Annotated in this window: 19 protein-coding genes; 15 read left to right on the top strand and 4 right to left on the bottom strand. The window is 72.2% G+C overall.

Features of this window, described 5'->3' with window-relative positions; translation table 11 throughout:
• Positions 1 to 87: 87 nt before the first annotated feature.
• The gene (locus tag DZF91_RS37375) at positions 88 to 699 is read left to right on the top strand and encodes a class F sortase (RefSeq protein WP_117361747.1); all 612 of its coding nucleotides are present in this window, start codon (positions 88 to 90) and stop codon (positions 697 to 699) included.
• A 56-nt stretch (positions 700 to 755) separates the two neighbouring features.
• On the opposite strand, the gene DZF91_RS37370 is transcribed toward DZF91_RS37375, so the two are convergent.
• A complete protein-coding gene (locus DZF91_RS37370; RefSeq protein WP_117361746.1) occupies positions 756 to 1,385 on the bottom strand; it encodes a TetR family transcriptional regulator in 630 nt (209 codons plus the stop codon).
• Positions 1,386 to 1,574: 189 nt separating this feature from the next.
• On the opposite strand from DZF91_RS37370, the gene DZF91_RS37365 reads away from it, so the two are divergent.
• Positions 1,575 to 2,087: an acyl-CoA thioesterase gene (locus DZF91_RS37365; protein WP_117361745.1), complete on the top strand. Its 513-nt coding sequence runs from the start codon at positions 1,575 to 1,577 to the stop codon at positions 2,085 to 2,087.
• Between the two features lie 89 nt (positions 2,088 to 2,176).
• Here DZF91_RS37365 and DZF91_RS37360 read toward each other — a convergent pair whose 3' ends face one another.
• Positions 2,177 to 3,622 (bottom strand): EamA family transporter, encoded by a 1,446-nt coding sequence (locus DZF91_RS37360; RefSeq protein WP_117361744.1) that lies wholly within the window; start codon positions 3,620 to 3,622, stop codon positions 2,177 to 2,179.
• Positions 3,623 to 3,882: 260 nt separating this feature from the next.
• On the opposite strand from DZF91_RS37360, the gene DZF91_RS37355 reads away from it, so the two are divergent.
• From DZF91_RS37355 to tgmC, 5 genes are all read left to right on the top strand, one after another.
• Positions 3,883 to 5,148 (top strand): peptidase associated/transthyretin-like domain-containing protein, encoded by a 1,266-nt coding sequence (locus tag DZF91_RS37355; RefSeq protein WP_147341563.1) that lies wholly within the window; start codon positions 3,883 to 3,885, stop codon positions 5,146 to 5,148.
• A gap of 258 nt (positions 5,149 to 5,406) precedes the next feature.
• Positions 5,407 to 6,603, top strand: a complete 1,197-nt coding sequence (locus DZF91_RS37350) for a helix-turn-helix domain-containing protein (protein WP_117361742.1) — start codon at positions 5,407 to 5,409, stop codon at positions 6,601 to 6,603.
• A gap of 155 nt (positions 6,604 to 6,758) precedes the next feature.
• A complete protein-coding gene (gene tgmA, locus DZF91_RS37345; protein ID WP_117361741.1) occupies positions 6,759 to 7,055 on the top strand; it encodes a putative ATP-grasp-modified RiPP in 297 nt (98 codons plus the stop codon).
• Positions 7,056 to 7,072: 17 nt separating this feature from the next.
• Complete coding sequence (gene tgmB / locus DZF91_RS37340) at positions 7,073 to 8,008, top strand: ATP-grasp ribosomal peptide maturase (protein WP_235834843.1); 936 nt, start codon at positions 7,073 to 7,075, stop codon at positions 8,006 to 8,008.
• Complete coding sequence (tgmC, locus tag DZF91_RS37335; protein WP_117361739.1) at positions 8,005 to 9,228, top strand: ATP-grasp peptide maturase system methyltransferase; 1,224 nt, start codon at positions 8,005 to 8,007, stop codon at positions 9,226 to 9,228. Before tgmB ends, tgmC begins: the two co-directional genes overlap by 4 nt.
• A 214-nt stretch (positions 9,229 to 9,442) precedes the next feature.
• Here tgmC and DZF91_RS37330 read toward each other — a convergent pair whose 3' ends face one another.
• Both DZF91_RS37330 and DZF91_RS37325 read right to left on the bottom strand, forming a co-directional pair.
• Positions 9,443 to 10,672 carry an acyl-CoA dehydrogenase family protein gene (locus DZF91_RS37330; RefSeq protein WP_117361738.1) on the bottom strand — a complete coding sequence of 410 codons (1,230 nt, stop codon included), beginning with the start codon at positions 10,670 to 10,672 and terminating at the stop codon, positions 9,443 to 9,445.
• Between the two features lie 153 nt (positions 10,673 to 10,825).
• Entirely contained in the window at positions 10,826 to 12,262 is a 1,437-nt protein-coding gene (locus DZF91_RS37325) for an XRE family transcriptional regulator (protein ID WP_117361737.1), read from the bottom strand.
• Positions 12,263 to 12,459: 197 nt separating this feature from the next.
• Here DZF91_RS37325 and aceA point away from each other — a divergent pair, with 197 nt between their 5' ends.
• The 8 genes from aceA to DZF91_RS37285 all read left to right on the top strand — a co-directional run.
• Positions 12,460 to 13,743 (top strand): isocitrate lyase, encoded by a 1,284-nt coding sequence (aceA, locus tag DZF91_RS37320; protein ID WP_117361736.1) that lies wholly within the window; start codon positions 12,460 to 12,462, stop codon positions 13,741 to 13,743.
• Between the two features lie 374 nt (positions 13,744 to 14,117).
• Positions 14,118 to 15,623, top strand: coding sequence for a M1 family metallopeptidase (locus DZF91_RS37315; protein WP_117361735.1), 1,506 nt, complete (start codon positions 14,118 to 14,120; stop codon positions 15,621 to 15,623).
• Between the two features lie 158 nt (positions 15,624 to 15,781).
• Positions 15,782 to 16,780: an AraC-like ligand-binding domain-containing protein gene (locus DZF91_RS37310; RefSeq protein ID WP_199487160.1), complete on the top strand. Its 999-nt coding sequence runs from the start codon at positions 15,782 to 15,784 to the stop codon at positions 16,778 to 16,780.
• A gap of 81 nt (positions 16,781 to 16,861) precedes the next feature.
• Positions 16,862 to 17,650: an ABC transporter permease gene (locus DZF91_RS37305; RefSeq protein ID WP_117361734.1), complete on the top strand. Its 789-nt coding sequence runs from the start codon at positions 16,862 to 16,864 to the stop codon at positions 17,648 to 17,650.
• On the top strand, positions 17,643 to 18,557 hold the full coding sequence (locus DZF91_RS37300) for an ABC transporter permease (RefSeq protein WP_328589272.1): 915 nt from the start codon (positions 17,643 to 17,645) through the stop codon (positions 18,555 to 18,557). The genes DZF91_RS37305 and DZF91_RS37300 overlap by 8 nt, the downstream gene beginning before the upstream one ends.
• Before the next feature lie 14 nt (positions 18,558 to 18,571).
• On the top strand, positions 18,572 to 19,522 hold the full coding sequence (locus tag DZF91_RS37295; RefSeq protein WP_407920972.1) for an ABC transporter ATP-binding protein: 951 nt from the start codon (positions 18,572 to 18,574) through the stop codon (positions 19,520 to 19,522).
• 108 nt (positions 19,523 to 19,630) lie between these two features.
• Positions 19,631 to 20,764 (top strand): phosphodiester glycosidase family protein, encoded by a 1,134-nt coding sequence (locus DZF91_RS37290; protein WP_199487159.1) that lies wholly within the window; start codon positions 19,631 to 19,633, stop codon positions 20,762 to 20,764.
• A gap of 66 nt (positions 20,765 to 20,830) precedes the next feature.
• The coding region (locus tag DZF91_RS37285; RefSeq protein WP_117361732.1) for a carboxylate-amine ligase at positions 20,831 to 21,898 on the top strand (1,068 nt) is incomplete at its 3' end.

The raw sequence follows: 21,898 nt of genomic DNA, 5'->3' as shown, positions 1-21,898 counted from the left end.
GTGGCGCTCGCCGGAGCCACCGCGATCGGCGGGACGGCCCTGAGGCGGACGCGCGCCGCCCGCGGGCGGGCCTGACCTCCGCGCCGCGTGGTCGAGCGCGCGTACCTGGTCGCCGGGGGCCTCGCCGTCCTCGGCGCGCTGGCCGTCGGCCACGGCGTCCGCTCCCCGGCCGGGACCCGGCACTACCGCGACCTCGGCGGCCCCCGCGCCCTCTGGAGCATCCCGGACGGCACGGCGCTGCCCGCCGCCGTCCCCGAACGCGTCGAGATCCCGGACGCGGGCGTCCGCGCGACCGTGATGCCGGTCGGCCAGAACCGCGACGGGACGGTCCAGGTCCCGCCGTTCGACGCGGCCTCCCGCGTCGGCTGGTACCGGGCGGGCCCCGCGCCGGGGACGCGCGGCTCGTCCGTCCTGCTCGGCCACTACGACGACCTGCGCGGTCCCGCCGCCTTCTACCGGCTGCACAGGGTGCGACCGGGGGCGGTGGTGAGGGTCGCGCGCTCGGACGGCCGGACGGCGGTGTTCCGGGTGGACGCCGTCGAACAGGTCCCCAAACGGGACTTCCCGGGCAGTCGCGTGTACGGCGACGTCCGGTACGCCGGGCTGCGGCTGGTCACCTGCGGCGGACGGTACGACCGCGCCGCGCACTCCTACCGCGACAACCTCATCGTCTACGCCCACCTCACCGGCGCCGCCTGAACCGGCAGGGACCGACAGCGGGGCCGACAGGGGGCGGCAGGGGGCCGGCAGGGCGCTCAGTCCTCGAAGACGCGCCCGCCGGACGCAGCGGGCAGGCCGCCGAGGATGAGGTCGGCGAGGCTGTCGACGACGGTCTCGCGCGGCACGTCGGCGGTGTGGTCGAGCCACCAGTCGCCCGCAGTCTGCACCATCCCGACGACCGCGTGGCCCCAGATGTTGGCGCGGACGGGATCGTCCAGCTCGCCCTCGGCGACCATCACCTCGGCCAGCGCCCGGCCCAGTTCGCGGATCATCGTGCTCATCGCGCTGTGCGTCGCGGCGTCCTCGGCGCTCGCCCGGTGCATGAGGAACCGGTAGAGGTTCAGGTTCGCCGAGACCATCGCCAGGTAGGTGTCGATGGTGGTGCGGGTGCGGTCGCGCACCGGCACCGCCCGGGAGAACTCGGCGCGCACGCCCTCGATGAGCTTGCGCGCGTGCCGCCCGGCGAGCGCCTGGTACAGCCCGCTCTTGTCGCCGAAGTGGCGGTACAGGATGGGCTTGCTGATCCCCGCCTCGGCGGCGATCGCCGCCATCGACGCCTCCGGCCCCTCCCGCTGGATCACCCGGTCGGCGGCCTCCAGCAGCGCGCGCCGGCGGTCGGGGTCGCGCCCCGCGCCCCGTTCCCCGAACCCGTTGACCCTGGTCATCGTGCGGCCACCTTACGGCACACAAGCAACCCCCTCATGCCCGGCGAGCCGGGAACGTGTACCCATGTCCGCGACACACGAAACCGTCGGTGATCGACTCCTTGCACTGCGTGCATGTCGGCCATAGTTTCGAGGCGATCCCTCCACCGTCCGCCCGACACCAACCCGATACCAAGAGGTGAGCCGACAATGCCCGCGGAACCGTCCAGCGTCAGCGTGCTCCAGCGCGTCGAACTGTGCGACACCGACGTCACCGGGCACTATCACCACTCGACGGTGATCCGGTGGGTCGAGTCGGCCGAGCAGACCCTGCTGCACCGGCTCGGCCTGGACCACCTGCCCGTCATGCCGAGGGTCAACTACACCGCCAGCTACCGCCGCCGGCTGTGGCGGCACGAGGTGGTCGAGACCCGGCTGCGCGTCGAGCGGCTGGGCCGGACGTCGCTCAGCTACGGGTTCGAGGTGCGCAGCGGCGACGACGGCCCCTGCGTCGACGGCTCGCTCACCGTCGTCAAGGTCGCCCCCTTCACCGGCGAGCCCCTGGTCTGGGAGCGCGAGGAGCGCGACCTGCTGCTCCGCTCGGGCAGCCAGGAGGGCGACTTCCTCCGCCCGGACGGCCCCCTCGTCCCCGCCACCGGCGACCCGAGCACCCTTCCCATGGCCCGTCCCGCCGGCGACCGCTGGGGCATCGGCTACGGCTGATCCCGCCCGTTCCGAGCACCCCCGCCAGGCCGGCGCCCTCATCCCGGGGCTGCCGGCCTGGCGGGCTTCCGGCCGTCCAGGGCCCGGGGTCAGGACGGTTCGAGGCGGAGCGTGTCGAGGGTCCGGGCGAGCCAGGCGCGCTCGGCGGCCGAGGTGGTGCGGGCGATGTGCTGGATGCCGGCGCGGAACGGCGACCGGAGTTCGTCCTCGCGCTGGGGGCGGTCCTCGACCAGGAAGAACCCGCGCCGCGGGTCTTCGAGGAACTCCAGGCGCCTGCGGAGGATGTCGGCCTGGGCGGGCGCCGGCAGCAGGTGCAGGAACGCCAGGATGACGAAGTACTTGTTGCGGTCGGTGATGTCCAGGTCGTCGGGGTGCGTGAGCAGGCGCTCCAGTTCGACGCGTCCGGCGTCGGTGAGCGCGAACACCTGGCGGGCGGGCCCGCCCTCGCCGGGCGCCGGGGTCCGGGTGACGAGCTCGCGGCGGCGGAGCCGCTGGAGCGCCGGGTACAGGGAGCCGTCGCTGACCGGCCGCACGTGCCCCACCAGCTTGCTGATCCGCTTGCGCAGCTCGTAGGCGTGCAGGGGGTCCTCGGCCAGGAAGCCGAGGATGGCGAGTTCGAGGATGGCTCCTACCTCCCGGTGCGGGCCCGGCCGGCGGGACGGCAGGCCGAACGACACGATGGCCGCGACGACGAGCCCGGCGGCGCCGACCTGGAGCGCCGACAGGCGTTCGCCGAGGACGATCGTACCGAGCAGCATCGACACGACCGGCGCGGCGAACGACACCAGCGACGCCTGGACCGCGCTCACCCGCTGGACCAGGACGGTGTTGGCGAGCCAGCCCAGCCCCGAGCAGAGGACGCCCAGCGCCAGGACCGCGGCCCACGGCCCGGCCCCCCACCGGACGGCGGAGAGGTGCGTCGCGGCGAAGGGCGCGGTGACGACGACCGCGACCGCCATCTGCGCCCCGGTGAGCGCGAACGGGTCGACGTCCCGCAGCCGCGAGCGCACGACCAGGCTCCCCGCGGCGTAGCTGAGCGCGGCGGCCAAGGGCAGCGCGGACCACACGAGCGGCCCGCCGGTCCCGTCGGCGGCGGTCGTCAGGGCCGTCCCGCACAGCGCGACCAGCAGGCACAGGGCCCGCCGCGCGCCGAGCCGTTCGGCGGGGAACAGCAGCGGGTTGCCGAGCGCGATCCACATCGGCGTCGTCGCCAGCAGCAGCGAGGTCAACCCGGTCTGGACGTGGTGCTCGCCGATCGTGATGAGGACGGACGGCAGCGCGGCGCTGCACACCCCCACCGCCACCACCTCGACCGGCCGGGACGACAGCAGCCGGGCGGGCGCGCCGAGCGCCTCGCCCCGCCCGCGCCGCACCCAGGTCACCGCGACCAGCGTGCCGGCCGCCAGCGCGAACCGGGCACACGTCAGGACGTCGGCGGGCAGGTCGCGCGCGGCGATCGAGATCAGCAGGAAGGGAACCCCGAGGGTGAACGTCACCCACAGCCCCAGCACCCCATTGGGCGAGAGTCGAACCATCCCCGGATACTAACTCGATTCGAGGTACCAGGACCAAGCCCGAGCCCGGCCCCTCCGAGGACGACGGATCACAACCGGCACGAACGCGGCGGACACCGGCCCTAGTTGATCTTGACCGGGGGGGGCCGGAGATCGCCATCCTGGTGGACCCTCCCTCCCCCGCGATCGGTGAAGCGATGCGTCTTGCCCTGCCCGCAATGGCCCTGGCGGCCGGATCAGTGGGGGCGCTCGTCATCGTCCCCGCCGCGCATGCCGCACCCGTGACGAAGACGCGGGTCGCCGACTTCCGCGCCTCGCGGGACCAGGTGGACGCCGACCACGACGAGGTGACGTTCACCGGCCGGGTGGTGACCGACGAGGCCACGCCGCGTCCGGTCGGGGACGCGCTGGTGGTGGTCCGGTGCATGCGCGGCTGCGACAACTTCCTGGAGGTCGGCAGGGTCCATGCGGACGCCGAGGGCCGGTTCAGTCTGTCCGGCCACCTGAAGTCCGCCGGTTCCTACGCCGCGCAGTACGCCTCCTCCCAGCCCACGCGGTACAACGACGGCTGGTCGCCGCTGCTCAAGATCACGGCGGGGGCGAAGGCTCCGGCGATCGTCACCCTCGACCCGCCATCGGCCCGTGTCCTCGGCTACGGCACCAAGTTCGCCTACACCGGGCGGGTGCGGCGCCAGGACGGCCGGCCCGTCGCCGGCGTCGGGGTCATCGTGACGGAGTGCCGCAACGGCGACCTCTGCTACACCGGGACGGTCCGGACCGACCCGGACGGGCGGTTCCGGTCCAACGCCGTCGCCGTCGCCCCGTCGGTGGTGGACGCCGCTCTCTTCAGCGACCTCTACTCCGTCGCCCGCGTCCCGACCATCCGCTACGACGTCCGGTACGAGACCCGCGTCACCGACATGAACGTCCGCCTCGAGCAGAATTCGAGCGGATGGGTCGAGGCCGACATCCGGATCCAGCGGAAGACGACCAGGTGGGAGCCGGACGCGGGCCTCTACAACGCGGTCGCGTTGTACTTCCGTCCCAAGGGCGGCACGACGTGGACGCGGCAGAACGGCTGCGGCGTCTCCGACGACGACGGCTGGATCCGCCGGTGCGTCGCCCCGTCACCCGGGGACGGCGACTGGCAGGCCCGGGTCGCTCTGACCGACTCGACGCGGCCGAGCGTGAGCGTCCCCCGCGCCCTGACCATGCGTTACCCGACGCGCTTCGACATGTTCGACGCCGCGCCCGAGCCCGTCCGCAAGGGCGGCACGGTCAAGCTGTCCGGCTACCTGTACTGGATGAAGCCCGACGGCCGGGGCAGTCTCGGGCTGCCGAAGGCCCTCGGCAAGCGCAAGATCGCGTTCTACTTCCAGGCGCGCGGCTCCAAGACGTGGAGCCGCCTCGGCAGCGGGACGACCAGCCGCTACGGGTGGTTCAGCTCGCGGTTCACGGCCCGGCGCGACGGCACCTGGCGAGTCGCGTTCGCCGGCGACGGACGCCTGCTCGCCACGTCCGCGAACGACTACGTGGACGTCCGCTGACCCCTGCGGCCTCGAACGAGAGAGCAAACCGGCCCGAGTAGGCGGCGGTCGGGCCCGCTGCACCACCTCCCGGGTCGAACCGGAAGGTCGCCACGCTAGCGGCCAAGGCACAGATCTGGATCTACAATCCCTGATCTCGTCGCCCGAACCGCCCCTCGGCCGCGTGCCGGCGGGCGGTTCGCCTGTCCGGCGTGTGGGCCGTCGCGTGCCGGCGACGTATGGTCGTGTCGGCGACCGAGCGCGCCCGGGAGGCTCGTCATGTGGAGCGACTACTCGACCGGTGAGCGACTGAAGATCCTGCGCGGGCAGAGCCTGACGCAGGAGGAGTTGGCGGAGGCCTCGGGCCTGTCCGTGGCGACCATCCGGAAGGCGGAGCGCGGCATTCAGATCGGATTGCCGTCGCTGCTGCGGATCTGCGCCGCCCTGGGCACGGACGTGTCGGTGGTTCTGGGCCAGCAGGAGCCTCGCCGGGCCATGCAGCGCGAGGACCGGGCGATGCTCCGGGCCTTGTCGCGAGCCGTCCACGACACCATGGCCGGAATCGACATCGATAACGACCCGCCGCCCGCGCCAGAGGTCACGGCCGGCCTCCGAACGGCGTGGGACCGGTACCGCGACGGACGGTTCGCGACAGCCGGGGCGATGGTCGCGGTGTCGCTCCCGCAGGCCGCTGCGGTGCTGCGCGATCGGCCGACCGGAGAGGAATCTCCTGCGCGTGTGATGATGGCCGACGCACATCGTCTGGCCGCCTACGTCGCGAACCAGTTCGGGGCCCGGGATCTGGCGTACGCGGCGATCGGCCACGCGCAGGCCCAGGCCGAGCAGGCCGGCGACCCGGTGCGTGCGGCGATGGTGGCGTCCGGCCGGTCGTGGGTGTACCTGCGGGACGCCCGCCTGGACCAGGCCGCGGCGACGGCGGCCACCTCGTACGAGATGATCGAACCGTCGTACCGCGAGGGTGATCTCCAACTGCTCGCCACCTACGGATGGCACGTCACCTTCGCGGCCGTGGTCGCCGCACGCCGGGGGAACGTCGCCGAGGCGGACGACCTGCTCTCCCAGGGGCTGGCGGTCGCCACGCGGATGGGACGGGACGTGACCGTCAACGGCACCGCTTTCGGACCGTCAGTGGTCCAGGCGCAGGCGGTGGGGATCCATGTGTCCACCGGGCGCCCAGCGCAGGCCCTCAGCACCTACAGCCGGATCGAAGACCAGTCGGCGCTGCACCCGGCAGCCCGGAACCGTCTGATGCTGGACGTCGCGTTGGCGCAGTGCGACCTGCGGCAATGGGACCGGTCGCTCGACACCTTGCTGCAAGTGTGCACGGCCCATCCCGAATGGGCGCGGCAGCAGGCCCTGCCCGACGTGATCGCCCGGCGGGTCGGCCACACCCATCCCGCCGCCTCACGGTTCCGCAAGCTCGCCACGATCCTGGGGACTGCGCCCCACCGCTGAGCAGCCACGACCGATCCGACTGCTACACCGCATATCACTCGGCGTCGGGCCGTATCCGACAAGTGATACCTGGCGTGCCTTCACCTCTCCGGGAAGTCGGCGCACGGTATTGATGACACCACGTCACCAAGCCGTCACGCGCAGAGGAGCGGCACGTGTTCCAGAACGCCGACCGCATCCCGATGGACGCCCTCCAGTTCGCTCCGCCCGCCGCGATGCGCCCGTGGGGCCTGCGCCGCATGGCGCCCTACAAAAGCACCAGCGTCGTCGGCGCCATCGCGACACACATCGACCCCGCCACGCAGATGGGGGCCGCCGCCGACGGCGAACTCATCGACGCCAAGCACAAGAGGTCCAACGTGGCCACGGAGAAGTCGACCGCCACGAACAAGGGCGACGGAGCCGGAAGCGGCAGTGACGAAGACCACTCGCAGGACAGCGAGCAGGACTGATGGCCTCGCCCCGTCCCGTGGTGGTGGTCACGAAACCCCATGACGTCACGGCCGACATGGTCGTCGCAGAGCTCAACAGGCGGGGCGTGCCCGTCGTGCGATTCGATCCCGCCGAGTTCCCGCAGGCGCTCACGTTCTCCGCGACGATCGACGGCGACGGCCTACACGGGAGCCTGACCACCACCACGCGTTGCTTGAATCTCGAATCCGCGCGGTCGCTGTACTACCGGCGCCCGCGCGGATTCACCTTCCCCGGTCTTGACGAGCAGGACGCCCGGTTCGCGAGGCTGCAAGCACGGTTCGGGCTCGGTGGTGTGCTGGCGTCACTCCCGAACTGCCTGTACGTCAACCATCCGCACGCCATCGCCGACGCCGAGCACAAGCCCGCACAGCTCACCGCCGCCGCGGACCTCGGCTTCACCATCCCGCCGACGCTGATCACCAACGAGCCCGACCAGGCGCGCGCGTTCGCCGCCGAGCACGGCCCGATCGTCTACAAGCCGCTGCGAGCAAGCCCGTACCGGCAGGACGACCAGGCCCGAACCGTGTGGGTCACCGAAGTCGACCCCGCCGACCTCGACGAATCCATTCGCGCGACCGCGCACCTGTTCCAAACTAAGGTGCCGGCCGTTGGGCACCTCCGGGTGACAATGGTCGGCGACCGAGTGTTCTGCGTGCGGATCGACTCCGGCGACCTGTTGGATTGGAGACAGGACTACGACGCCCTCGCCTACACCGCCAGCCACCCGCCGCCCGGCCTCGCCGATCGCATCGCGGCGTACCTCAAGCGGTTCGGCCTGGTGTTCGGCGCCTTCGACTTCGCACTCCACCCCGACGGCACACCCGTGTTCCTGGAGTGCAACCCCAACGGCCAATGGGCCTGGCTCGAGGACGAAACCGACCAGCCCATGACAGCCGCACTCGCCGATCTCCTCGAACGGAGACATGCATGACCGACAACGACGTGAGGGCCGCCGAGCTGCGGCGCGCGCTCGCCGACAGCCTCGAACAGTCAGGCAACCTGCGCTCGCCAGAATGGCGGCAGGCCGTCGAGCGGGTCCCGCGGCACCTGTTCGTCCCGACGTTTTTCCGGTGGACCGACGGCCCGGGCGGCATCACCCTGTGGGCACCGGTCGGCAAGGAACAGGACCCGGAGCAGTGGCTCGAACTGGCCTACCGGGACGAGACCCTGGTGACCCAGCTCGACCGGACCCTGGTGTCTCCGACTGACCGGCATGTCACACCGCATGACGTGGCCGAGCCGGTCCAGGGCGACCCGACGTCGTCGTCCACGCTTCCTGGCCTGGTCGTGCGGATGCTCGAAGACCTCGACGTTGTGGACGGCATGAACGTGCTGGAGATCGGCACGGGGACCGGATACTCGTCGGCGCTGATGTCGGAGCGGCTCGGCGACAAGCAGGTCACCTCGATCGAGTTCGACCCGGGCATCGCTGCGAACGCCGCCGCCGCGCTCAAGCTGGCGGGACGCGCCCCGCACCTGGTCGTAGGGGACGGTCTCAACGGGGTCCCCGAGCACGCACCGTACGACCGGCTGGTCGCGACCTGCTCCGTCCGGCACATCCCGCGGCCCTGGCTCCACCAGACCCGCCCCGGCGGCCGGATCCTGGTCACGCTGGCCGGATGGCTCGGTGGCTACGGGTTGGCCCTGCTGGAGATGGGCGACGACGAGCGGGCCGAAGGCCGGTTCCTGCCCGGGACGGTCTCCTTCATGATCGCCCGCCCGCAGGCACCCGAGCCCATTACCAGCAAGCAGCGGAGTGCCGCGTTCAAGATGCTCGCCGACGCCACCCCGCGGCCGACGGCCGTCGGTCACGACATCCGCGAGGACTGGACGAGCAATTTCGTCGTCCAGCTCGCCATCCCCACCGCTCGGCAAGAGACGATCAGCCGCGACGGCGGGCCATTCGTCCACTACTACCTCGACACCACGACCGAATCCGTCGCGGCCCTCACCCCCGAACCCGGTGGTGGGTGGACCGTCCGGCAAGCCGGGCCCGTCAGGCTGTGGGACAACGTCGAGGCGGCGGTCGGTCTGTGGCGTGAGGCAGGCAGCCCTCCTCAGGAGCAGTTCAGGATCCGCACCGACGGCCACACACAGACGGTCTGGGTGGACGGCCCCGACGGGCCGATCTCGTGGGACCTGACCGCCTAGCAGCCAGCCCCAGGACGGGTCGCTCGCATTTGGCATGGCCTGACTGCGGCGGCGTGCACGTGCATCACGAGCGGTTGGGGAGAGGGCGTCAACCCCAATCGAACCCCAATCACGGAAACGACCGGCCCGAGGACCCCGATTGCAGGGTCTCAGGCCGGTCGTCCCCACACCCGCCTCTCGGCACTTGAGAGGGGTGTTCGTGCAGGTCAGAGATCTAGCGGACGGGGAGGCCGGTGATGGTTCGGCCGATGACGAGGCGCTGGATCTCGCTGGTGCCCTCGAAGATGGTGAAGATCTTGCTGTCGCGGTGCATGCGCTCCACCGGGTACTCGCGGGTGTAGCCGTTGCCGCCGAGGATCTGGATGGCCTCCTCGGTGACGCGGACGGCGGCCTCGGAGGCCATCAGCTTGGCCATGGAGCCCTCGGCGCTGGTGAACTCCTTGCCGTTGCGGGCCATCCAGGCGGCGCGCCAGACCATGAGGCGGGCGGCGTCGACCTGGCACTTCATGTCGGCGAGCTTGAAGGCGATGGCCTGGAAGTCGCCGATCTTGCGGCCGAACTGCTCGCGCTCGGTGGAGTACTGGAGGGCGTAGTCGTAGGCGGCGCGGGCGACGCCGATGGCCATCGCGCCCACGGTGGGACGGGTGGTCTCGAAGGTCTTCATCGCGGCCTGGCCCTTGGCGCTCTTGCCCTCGCGGACGCGCGCGATGCGGGCGTCGAACTTGTCCTTGCCGCCGACGATGAGGCCGCCGGGGATCCGCACGTCGTCGAGGATGACCTCGGCGGTGTGGGAGGCGCGGATGCCGTGCTTCTTGAACTTCTGGCCCTGGCGCAGGCCGGGGGTGTTCGGCGGGACGATGAAGCTGGCCTGGCCGCGGCTGCCGAGCTCGGGGTGGACGGACGCGACGATCACGTGGACGTCGGCGATGCCGCCGTTGGTGGCCCAGGTCTTGGTGCCGTTCAGCACCCACTCGTCCTTGGCCTCGTCGTAGACGGCGCGGGCGCGGATCGAGCCGACGTCGGAGCCGGCGTCGGGCTCGGAGGCGCAGAACGCGCCGAGCTTGACGTCGTCGGCGGTGCCGAACATCTGCGGGACCCACTCGGCGATCTGCTCGGGGGTGCCGGTCGCGGCGACGGACGCGGCGGCCAGGCCGGTCCCGACGATCGACAGCGCGATGCCCGCGTCGCCCCAGAACAGCTCCTCGAAGGCGACCGGGATGCCGAGGCCGGTCGGCTCCAGCCACTGGGTGGCGAAGAAGTCCAGCGAGTACAGGCCCACCTTGGCCGCCTCCTGGATGATGGGCCAGGGGGTCTCCTCGCGCTCGTCCCACTCCTCGGCGGCGGGGCGGATGACGTCGCGCGCGAACTCGTGCACCCAGCTCCGGACCTCGGTGAGGTCCTCACTCAGGTCCAGCGAGAACGGCGTCGCCTCGGTGTCCGACATCGTTATTGACCCTTCCTCCAATATGGCGTGTTACCCACGGTAGCACCTGCGGGCGTTACCGCGGGTAACAGGTGGGTGGAGTCACACGACGAAACGCCCGCCGGGTCCCCCGTGTCAAGGGGGTCCGGCGGGCGTCCGGGCACGTGGCCGCCGCTATTCGGCGGAGTGCTTGTCCAGGAAGGTGTAGACGTCGGCCTCGTCCACGCCGGGGAACGCGCCGGGCGGCAGCACCGACAGGACGTGCGAGTGCGCGCGGGCGGACGGCCAGGCCATGCCCTCCCAGCGTTCGGCCAGCTCGCGCGGCGGGCGCTGGCAGCAGTCGCCGTCCGGGCACGCCGACTTCACCCGGTTGGTCGTCTCCCGTCCGCGGAACCAGCGCGAGTCCTCGAACCGGACGCCGAGAGTGATCGCGAAGTCGCGCTCGTGCGAGGGGTCGATGTGCGACAGGCACCAGTACGTCCCCTTGGGGGTGTCGGTGTACTGGTAGTAGACCGAGAACCGGTCGGCCGCGCCGAACACGTGCCGCCCGGCCCACTCGCGGCACATCCGCTGGCCCTCGATCGCGCCGTCCTCGTCCTGCGGGAAGACCAGGCCGTCGTTGGCGTACGCCTTGTAGATCGTGCCGTTCTCGTCGTTCTTGGTGAAGTGCAGCTGCAGGTCGAGGTGGTGGGTGGCCATGTTGGTGAACCGGTGCGCGGCCATCTCGTACGACACCGAGAAGACGTCCGCCAGGTCCTCCACCGACAGCTCGCGCGCCTGCTTGGCCTCGGTCAGGAACGGCACGACGGCCCGTTCGGGCATCAGGATCGCCGCGCCGAAGTAGTTTGCCTCCACGCGCTGCCGCAGGAAGTCGGCGAAGTCGCGGGGCTGGTCGTGGTCGAGCGCGATGTGCCCGAGCGTCTGCAGCAGGATCGTGCGCGGCGTGTGCATGCCGAGCTGCTCGCGCTCCAGGTAGATCCGCCGGTTGCGCAGGTCGGTGATGGACCGGACCGAGCGCGGCAGGTCGCGGACGTACTGCAGGCTGAAGCCGAAGTGGCCGACCAGGCCCATCAGCATGCCCTGGGAGACCGCGCCGCTGCGGTAGCCGACCGCGTCGAGGGTCTGCGCCGCGACGCGCTCGATGTCGCCGAAGTGGTTGCCGCGTTCGTGCATCTGGCGGCGCAACTCGGCGTTGGCCTTGCGCGCCTCCTCCGGGGACGCGGTGGGCTTGGTGTGCGAGCGCCGCAGCTCCCCGTACAGGGCGAGGATGTGCTCCAGGATCTCGTTCGGCATCCGCTTGCCGACCTTCAGGTGCGGCAGGCCGAGGGACCGGTAGACCGGGTCGCGCTGGGCCTCCTCCAGTGCGATCTCCAGCTGCGCGCGGCGGGACGGCGGCTGGCGGCGCAGCAGCTCCTCGATCGGCACCTCGAGCGCGCCCGCGAGCGCCTGCAGCAGCGACAGTTTCGGCTCGCGCCGCCCGTTCTCCAGCAGGGAGAGCTGGGACGGCGCGCGCCCCACCTTCTCCCCCAGGTCGGCGAGCGTCATCCCGCGGCTGCGCCGGAGATGGCGGAGCCGCTGCCCGAAGGTGACGAGATCTACGTCACTCGTCAAGTTAAGGGGTTCTTCTGGCCGCAAGGTCGTCACCGCTTCATGATAGCGAAAATTCCGCAGAAGTTTCGCCTCTTGGGACGCTCTCGGGCGTGTCCCGCCGGGGCATAGTCGTGGCAAGCACCCAGGGGACGACATCCCCGGGACGGCCGGTTCCCGTCCGGTCCGTTCCGTCCCGGGCTTATGGAAGGGCAAGAACGATGAGCGAAGGTCGCCTCAAGGGCGCAGCGGACGAGCTGCGGGCGCAGTGGAGCACCGACGAGCGGTGGAAGGGCGTCGAGCGGACCTACACGGCCGAGGACGTCGTCAAGCTGCGCGGGTCGGTGCAGGAGGAGCACACCCTCGCCCGCCTCGGCGCCGAGCGCCTGTGGAAGCTGCTGCACGAGGAGGACTACGTCCACTCGCTCGGCGCGCTCACCGGCATGCAGGCCGTCCAGCAGGTGAAGGCCGGGCTCAAGGCCATCTACCTGTCCGGCTGGCAGGTCGCCGCCGACGCCAACCTGGCCGGCCAGACCTACCCCGACCAGAGCATCTACCCGGCCAACTCGGTCCCGGCCGTGGTCCGCCGCATCAACAACGCGCTGCTGCGCGCCGACCAGGTGCAGTGGAGCGAGGGCTCGGGCGACGTCCACTACCTCGCCCCGATCGTCGCCGACGCCGAGGCCGGCTTCGGCGGGGTGCTCAACGCCTTCGAGCTGATGAAGGGCATGATCGCGGCCGGTGCCGCGGGCGTGCACTGGGAGGACCAGCTGGCCTCCGAGAAGAAGTGCGGCCACCTGGGCGGCAAGGTCCTCATCCCGACCTCGCAGCACATCAAGACGCTCAACACCGCCCGCCTCGCCGCCGACATCGCCGGCGTGCCGTCCCTGATCATCGCGCGGACCGACGCCGAGGCCGCGACCCTGATCACGACGGACGTGGACGAGCGCGACCGCGAGTTCATCACCGGCGAGCGCACCTCCGAGGGCTTCTACCACGTGCGCAACGGCATCGAGCCGTGCATCGCCCGCGCCAAGGCGTACGCGCCGTACTCCGACCTGATCTGGATGGAGACCGGCACCCCGGACCTGGAGCAGGCCCGCAAGTTCGCCGAGGCGGTCAAGGCCGAGTACCCGGACCAGATGCTCGCCTACAACTGCTCGCCGTCCTTCAACTGGAAGCAGCACCTGGACGACGCGACCATCGCCAAGTTCCAGCGCGAGCTCGGCCACATGGGCTTCAAGTTCCAGTTCATCACCCTGGCCGGCTTCCACGCCCTCAACCACGGGATGTTCGACCTGGCCTACGGCTACGCCCGCGAGGGCATGACCGCCTACGTCGAGCTGCAGGAGCGCGAGTTCGCGTCGGTCGAGCGCGGCTTCACCGCCGTCAAGCACCAGCGCGAGTCGGGCACCGGCTACTTCGACATGGTCAGCACCGCGATCTCGCCGGACTCCTCCACCACCGCCCTGAAGGGCTCCACCGAGGAGTCGCAGTTCCACTAGGCCGTCCGGCTCCGAGCGCTCCGGGCCGGTCCGCGGCCCCACCGGGCCGGTAGCACGACCGGCCCGGCGGACCGGTCCACCGGCCGTGGTCGCCCCCACGGCCGTCCCGCGGCGAAGGCCCCTCCGTCCTACACCCGGAGGGGCCTTCTGCCGTTCCCGGACGAACGCTCCCGACGGGGCGGCCGACGACGCCGGTGGTGCGCGGCGCGGCCCGGCCCGGCACGGCACGGCACGGCGCGGCCCGGCGGACGCGCGAGGGGTCGTCGCGGTTGTCACTCGGCGGGCGATTGGTCCGATAAAGGAACATCTATCGACTTTCGTCCCACCTCGGGGCATCGTGATCTTCACCCATCCCCAAGGGAGAGGATCACCCGATGGCAAGGCGCTCCCCCCGCCTCGTCCCGACCGTCCGGACTCCCGGCCGCCTGCTCCCGCTGGCGCTCGCCGCCGTCACCGCGGTGGCGTTCGCGCCCGCCGCCTCCGCCGCCTCCCCCACCCGGTTCACCCCGGGCGCGGAGGGCGTGGGCGACTCCTACTTCCCTCTGGAGGGGAACGGCGGCTACGACGCCCTGCACTACTCGCTCAGGCTGGCCTACGACACCGACTACGGGCAGCTCGACGGGACGGTCACGATGACCGCCCGGGCCACCCGGAACCTGTCGTCCTTCGACCTCGACCTGTCCGGAATGGACGTGGCGAAGGTCGTCGTGGACGGGCAGCGCGCGTCCTTCCACCGGCGCGGCCAGGAGCTGAAGATCAAGCCGAGGCACGGGCTGCGGAAGGGCTCGTCCTTCCGGGTCGCGGTCACCTACGGCGGCGTCCCGCAGACCATCGTGGGCTCGCCGATCGTGTTCGGCTCGCCCTACGGGTTCCTCAAGACCCCCGACGGCGCGTTCATCGGGGACGAGCCGAACGGCGCGTCCACCTGGTTCCCGGTCAACGACCACCCGAGCGACAAGGCCACCTACGACTTCACGGTGACCGTGCCGAAGGGCCTGACGGTCGTCGCCAACGGCCTGCCCGCCGGCCGGAGCGAGGGCATGGCGTCCTTCAGCCGCCGCGAGGCCGCCACGCGGGCCGGCACGTTCCGGTGGCGCGAGAACAAGCCGATGGCCAGCTACCTGGCGACCATCGACATCGGCAAGTGGGACGTCAAGCAGTCCAAGACGCCGGGCGGCCTGAACAACTACGTCGCGGTCGACCCCGTCCTGGAGACCAGCCAGCCGAACGCGGTGCAGTTCTTCACCGACACCACCGCCGAGGCCACCGACCTCTGGGCCAAGACGTGGGGGCCGTACCCGTTCGAGACGACCGGGGCGATCGCCGACAACGCGGTGTACAACGGCAAGCCGCTCGGCTTCTCGCTGGAGACGCAGAGCAAGCCGGTCTACTCGGCCGTCCGGAGCACCTCGACCATCGCCCACGAGCTCGCCCACCAGTGGTTCGGCGACAGCGTCTCGGTGGCGCGCTGGAAGGACATCTGGCTGAACGAGAGCTTCGCGTCCTGGTCGGCGTACTACTGGACCGAGAAGCACGGCGGCGCGACGGTCCACGACCGGGTCCGGACGATCTACAACTCCTACCCGTTCCCCGACAAGCCGGACGACCCGTACTGGTCGGTCAAGATCGCCGACCCGCAGCGCGACACCATGTTCAACGACCGCGTCTACAGCGGCGGCGCGACCGTGCTCCAGCTGCTCCGCGAGAAGATCGGTGACGACAAGTTCTTCACCCTGCTGCGGACGTGGGCGGCGGCGCACCGGTACGGCAACGCCACCACCGAGCAGTTCGTGGCGCTCGCGAACAAGGTCTCCGGGCAGGACCTGAACCCGTTCTTCCAGACCTGGATCTACTCGACCGGAAAGCCCCCGCTCCCGTAGACCGGTCCCCCAGGACCGGCTCCACTCAGCGGACGCCTCAGGGTCCCGGGACGCACGAATCCCGGGGCCCTGCCGTTCTCCGGGCGGCGGAAAGCCGCTGGACCGGCCCTCCCTCGTCCCGCGGCGCGAAGCCGGAGTGATCTTGTAAGGTGCCTCGCGTGCGCATTGCGGCAGACGGGGGCCCCTTGGGGCAGGGCGGCGAGTTCGCCGCAGCCGGCTCGATCGCGGACAGGGCCCGCTGGTTCGCCGAAGTGGTGTCGCGCACGTTGATGCCGTCGGAGCTCCGCCCCGCGGACGCCGAGGGATTCCGCGCCGAAGGGGCCTCGCTCGCCCTGGGCGCGGTCCACGTGGCCAGGTTCACCTACTCGCCGCTCCACTCCCGCCGAACGCCGAGGATGATCCGTGAGCGGGACCCGCGGCAGTACCAGCTCGGGCTGGTCCTCAAGGGCACCGCATGGTTCGCGCAGAACGGCTCCGAGGCGGTCCTCCACCCCGGGGACATGGCGCTCTGGGACACCTCCCGGCCCTACGAGTCCCGTTCGGGGCTGGACGGTCGCGACGTAGAGGTCGTCGTCCTGCAGATCCCCAAGACGGAGATGCCGCTTCCCTCCCAGCAGGTCGACCGGTTCCTGGCTCGGCGGGCCACCACCGACAAGGGGCTGGCGGCGGTCCTCTCGGACTTCCTGCTCTCGCTCACCGCCAACGGGTCCGACACCTGCCGGGGAAGCCTGGCCGCGCTGGGGCAGGTGGCGGTGGAACTGGCCGCCGCGAGCCTCGCGCAGCAGCTCGGAACCCAGCGGACGCCGTCCCCCGAGGTCCGCGCCCATGCGCTGCTCCGCCAGATCAACGGGTTCATCGACCGGCACCTGCGCGAGCCCGCCCTGACGCCCCGCCTGATCGCCGACCGGCACCACATCTCGCTGCGGACGCTCTACACGCTGTTCGAGAACGAGCCGGAGGGAGTGGCGGAGTCGATCCGGCGCCGCCGGCTCGAGCGCTGCCGCGCGGACCTCGCCTCCCCGGAACTGCGCGACAGGCCGGTCCGGGCCATCGCCGCCGACTGGGGTTTCACCAATGCCGCGGCATTCAGCCGCCTGTTCCGCGTCGCCTACGGCATCGCGCCCAGCGACTACCGCCACCACATGCTCGGCACCTAGCGAGGCCGGCGCGCGAGGGTCCGGTCCCGGCCGCGAAAACCGCTGGAGCGTTGCGGGGGGCGCGTCCTAGGCTCCTGGCGAGTGGGCGTCATTCCGTGGGTCTCCTGGTACGCACTGCGACGGTACTCCGCCTATCCCCTCGGCTCGATGGCCGAGGCCGTCACGAACTCGTTTTTCGGCGTCGTCCGCGCCGGGATCGTGATCGCGCTCTGGCACGCCCGTCCCGGGCTGGGCGGGTACGACACCGCCGACGCGGTCACCTACTCCTTCCTCACCCAGTCCCTCATCGGGCCGGTGCAGATCTTCGGCGGCATGGAGCTCGCCCAGCGCATCCGCTCCGGGGACGTGGCCATCGACCTGCACCGCCCGGTGAACCTGCAGGCGTGGTGGCTGGCCGACGACGTGGGCCGCGCCGTGTCCACGCTGGCCCTGCGCGGGCTCCCGCCGATGCTGGTCGGCGGACTGTTCTTCACGATGCGGCTGCCCGGCCCGGGCGAGGCGGCGGCGTTCACGGTGTCGGTCGCGCTGGCCGTCCTGCTGAGCTTCGCGCTGCGCTACCTGATCACGCTGTCGCAGTTCTGGACGCACGACGAGCGCGGCGTCCAGGCCGTCACGCTGGTGCTGTCGCTGTTCCTCTCCGGGATGATCGTGCCGCTCGTGGCGTTCCCGGAGCCGCTCGGCGCTTTGGCGCGGGCGCTGCCATGCTCCGGGCTCATCCAGGTGCCCGCCGACGTCTTCCTCGGGCGGCGCGCAGGCGGCGCGCTGCTGTCCGGGCTGGCGTTCCAGGCGGGGTGGGCCGCCGCGCTGCTCGCGGCCGGAGGGCTGCTGACCCGCGCCGCCGAGCGCAGGCTGGAGGCGCAGGGTGGTTAGCGACCCGACGGCCGGTGACGCGACGGCCGGTGACGCGACGGCCGATGACGGGACGGTCGGTGAGGGCGTGGTCCCGGACGGCGGCGCGAAGACGTCCGCCGCGCCGGCGCGGGTGGTCACGACCTACTGCCTGCTCGCCTGGACGTGGGTCCGGGCCGCCGGACAGTACCCCGTGTCGGTGGCGCTGCTCGCGCTCGGCACCATGGTCACGGCCGGCCTGGACATCATGGGCATCCTGGTGCTGTTCACCCGCGCGCCGCGCATCGCGGGGTTCACCTCCGCCGAGGTGCTGTTCCTGTACGGGACGTCGGCGCTGTCGTTCTCGGTGTCCGACATCGTGCTCGGCACGACCGAACGGCTCGGCGAGCGGGTGCGGGACGGGACGCTGGACGTGCTGCTCGTGCGGCCGGTGAGCCCGCTGGTCCAGATCGCGACCGAGGACTTCACGCCGCGCCGGTTCGGCCGGATCGTCCCGCCCGTGCTGGTGCTGGCGTTCGCGCTGCCGCGGCTGGACATCGACTGGACGCCGGGCCGGGTCGCGGTGGTGCCGCTGATGGCGGCGTCCGGCACGGTGATCTTCGGAGCGCTCTGGGTGCTGTGCGCCGCGGTGCAGTTCGTGCTGCTCAACAGCCACGGGGCGACCAAGGCGATCACCTACGGAGGGGCGTTCCTGACGCAGTACCCGATGACGCTGTTCGCGCGCGACTTCGTGCGCGGCGTGACGTTCGTCGTCCCGCTGGCGTTCGTGAACTGGGAGCCCGCCCTGTACGTGCTGGACCGCCCCGACCCGCTGGGGCTGCCGGGCTGGACGCGCTTCGCCTCGCCCGCCGTCGGGGCGGCGCTGTCCGCGGCGGCGGCGCTGGCGTGGCGGACGGGCCTGCGCCACTACCGCTCGACCGGAAGCTGAGGACGGGGGAACCGGTGATCGAGATGACGGACGTGACCAAGACCTTCACCCTCCGGAGGCGCACACGCGGCCGGCTGCGCCGCGAGCGGACGACGCTCGACGCGGTCGACGGGGTGTCGTTCACCGTGCCGCGCGGCGAGTTCCTGGGATACCTGGGCCCGAACGGCGCGGGCAAGAGCACCACGATCAAGATGCTGACCGGCATCCTCACCCCGACCTCGGGGCGGGTCCGGGTCGCCGGGCTCGACCCGTCCCGGTCGCGGACGGCGCTGGCCCGCCGCATCGGCGTGGTGTTCGGGCAGCGCACCACGCTCTGGTGGGACCTGCCGCTGAAGGACAGCCTGACCCTCGTCCGGCGGCTGTACCGGGTGGAGGAAACCGCCTACCGGGCCCGCCTGGCGGAGCTGACCGCGCTACTGGAGCTGGAGCCGTTCCTGGCCACCCCCGTCCGGCAGCTCAGCCTCGGCCAGCGGATGCGCGGCGACCTGGCCGCCGCGCTCCTGCACGGCCCCGAGCTGCTGGTCCTGGACGAGCCGACGATCGGCCTGGACGTGGTGAGCAAGGCGACCGTGCGCGGGTTCCTGGCCCGGCTGAACGCCGAACGCGGCACCACGATCCTGCTCACCACGCACGACCTCGGCGACATCGAGCGGCTCTGCCGGCGCGTGCTGATCATCGACCACGGGCGGACGGCGTTCGACGGCGACCTGGCCGCGCTGCGCCGCACGGCGGGCGCGGACCGGCAGCTGGTCGTCGAGCTGGCCGCCCCGGGACCGCCGGTCGAGCTGGACGGCGTCCCGGTGACCGACGTCGAGGGCCCGCGCCAGACCCTCCGCCTGCCGGACGGCGCCAACGCCGCGTCGGTGGTGGCCGCGCTCGCCGCCCGCTACGAGATCCGCGACATCGCCCTGCGCGAGACCGGCATCGAGGAGATCATCGCCCGGCTCTACCGGGGCGACCGGTAGCGGGGTCGGCACGCGGTCGCGCGCGTTCCCTCCCGGCCACCGGAAAAGATGGTTGCCGGGATCCGCGCGTCGGCGGGGTTCGGGGTGATCTTGCGCGAGCATGGGCGGGTGCTGACGCGGATCACGCTCGTGCTGGCCCTGGTGCCCGCCGCGCCGCCCGCCCATGTCCTGCGGATCGCGCCCGGGGTCGTCGCCCGGGAGCTGCGGGACGGCCGGGTCGGCGCAACGCTGCTGGAGATCGACCTGGACCGGGCCCGGATCGGGGTGTTGCGCCCATCGCCGGGCGAGGCGCGGGCGCGGGTGTCGGAGATGGCGAACCGGGCGCGCGCCGTCGCGGGAGTCAACGGAGACTTCTTCGACATCTCCGAGCGCGTCCATCGCGGCGTGCCCGCGACCTTCGCACCGGACGGCCCTGAGGTGGCCGACGGGCGGGCCGTGCGCGCCGCCGTCCCGGCGGGCCAGCGGTTCGGGCCCACGGCGCCGCCCGGGTCGTCCGGTGCGGTGATCGGCGTGGACCGGCGCGGCGTCGGACGCGTCGGCCGCCTCTCCCTCACCGGCACGGTGCGCGCGGGCGGCCGGACGATCCGCCTGCGCGGCCTCAACCAGTACGCGCTGCCGGTCGGGGGCGTCGGGCTCTACACCTCCGCGTGGGGGCCCGCCTCGCGCGCCCGCGCGTTCTGCGGGAACGACTTCGTCCGTGCCGCGCCCTGCACCCACGCCACCGCCGCGGTGCTGGTCAGGGACGGGAAGGTGGCGGGCACCGCGGATCCCGGCGGGGCGCTGCCGCCCGGTGCGGACCTGCTGCTCGGCCGTGAGGAGGGCGCGACCGCGTTGCGGGCGCTCCACCATGGCCAGAGGCTCCGGATCTCGTCGGCGTTGTCCGGCTCGGTGCGGTTCCGGCAGGCGATCGGCGGCCTGCCGCTGCTGCGCGACGGGGAGCCCGCGCCGGGGCTGGACGCGCGTTCCCGCAGTCCGCGCACCGCGGCGGGGCTGGCCCGGGGCGGTCATCGCATGGATCTGCTGGTGGTGAACGGCGGCCGTGAGACGGGCTCCGGCGAGACGGCGGCGGGGCTGGCGGCGCTGTTCCGCCGTCTGGGCGCCCGGGACGCGCTGCTCCTGGACGGCGGCGGATCGTCCACTCTGGCCTTCCGCCTGCCGGGCGAGCACACGGCGACGGTCCGGAACACGCCGTCGGACGGCCGCGAACGCCCTGTCGCCAACGGGATCGGGGTCTTCGGCTAGCGCGCCCGGCCGGGCCCGTCCCCGCCATCCCGGTTGGAGTGGATCAGAAGGGGAAGCATCCCGGCTATGACCACCATGGGGGCGGAGGAGGAGTTTCTCCTGGTAGATCCCACCGAAGCGCGGACCGTCCCGCTCGGGAGGGACGTCCTGCGGCACGCCCGGCGGGCGCGGATCGCGGACTCCCCGTCCTCGGTGGAACTGCACGAGGAGCTGGCGTCCAGCCAGGTGGAGGCGGTCACCGGCGTCTGCCGCTCGCTGGACGACCTGCGCGCCGACCTGGCCGCCGGACGCCACCTGGTGGCGCGGGCGGCGCGGGCCGCGGGGGCGATGGCCGTGTCGTCGGGGACGGCCGCGCTACCGGGCACGGGTGACCGCTCCCTCAACGACGCGGAGCGCTTCGCCGGGATCGGGCGGCTCTACGCCAAGGTCGCGACGGACTACGAGGTGTCGGGGTGCCACATCCACGTCGGCGTCCCCGACCCGGACACCGCCGTGGCGGTGATCAACCACATGCGCCCCTGGCTGCCCACCCTGCTGGCGCTGTCGGCGAACTCGCCCTTCGCGGACGGCCGCGACACCGGCTACGCGAGCTGGCGGATGATGCAGCAGGCGCACTTCCCCGGGTCGGGCGTGCCGCCGAGGTTCACCTCGGCGGCCGACTACCGGCGGGCCGTGGAGCGGCTGGTGGAGTGCGGCGTTCTGGTCGACGCGTCCATGTCGTTCTGGCTGGTGCGCCCCTCGCCCCGCTTCCCCACCGTGGAGCTGCGGGCGGCCGACGCCGTTCCGGCCGTGGACGACGCCGTCCTGCTGGCGGCTCTGACGCGCGGACTCGTCCTGACGGCGCTGCGCGAGCTGTCCGCGGGCCGCGAGGGCCCCGAGCTGGACGAACAGGTGTGCGCGGCGGCGGTCTGGTCGGCCGCGCGGTACGGGCTGGACGGTCCCGCCGTCGATCCGCGGCCCGGACGGTCCGTCCCGGCCGCCGATCTCGCCCGGCGGCTGGTGGAGCTGGTGTCGCCCGCGCTGGAGGAGACGGGCGACCTGCCCGCCGTCCGGCGGCTCTGGGCGCGGTTGCTGGAGGGCGGGACGGGCTCCCGGCGCCAGCGCGCGGCCGCCCGGACGGCCGCCGCCGGGCCG

The organism is Actinomadura logoneensis, assembly GCF_003428695.1.
GTDB classification, from domain to species: domain Bacteria; phylum Actinomycetota; class Actinomycetes; order Streptosporangiales; family Streptosporangiaceae; genus Spirillospora; species Spirillospora logoneensis.
This window is presented reverse-complemented; position numbering and strand designations above follow the sequence as displayed.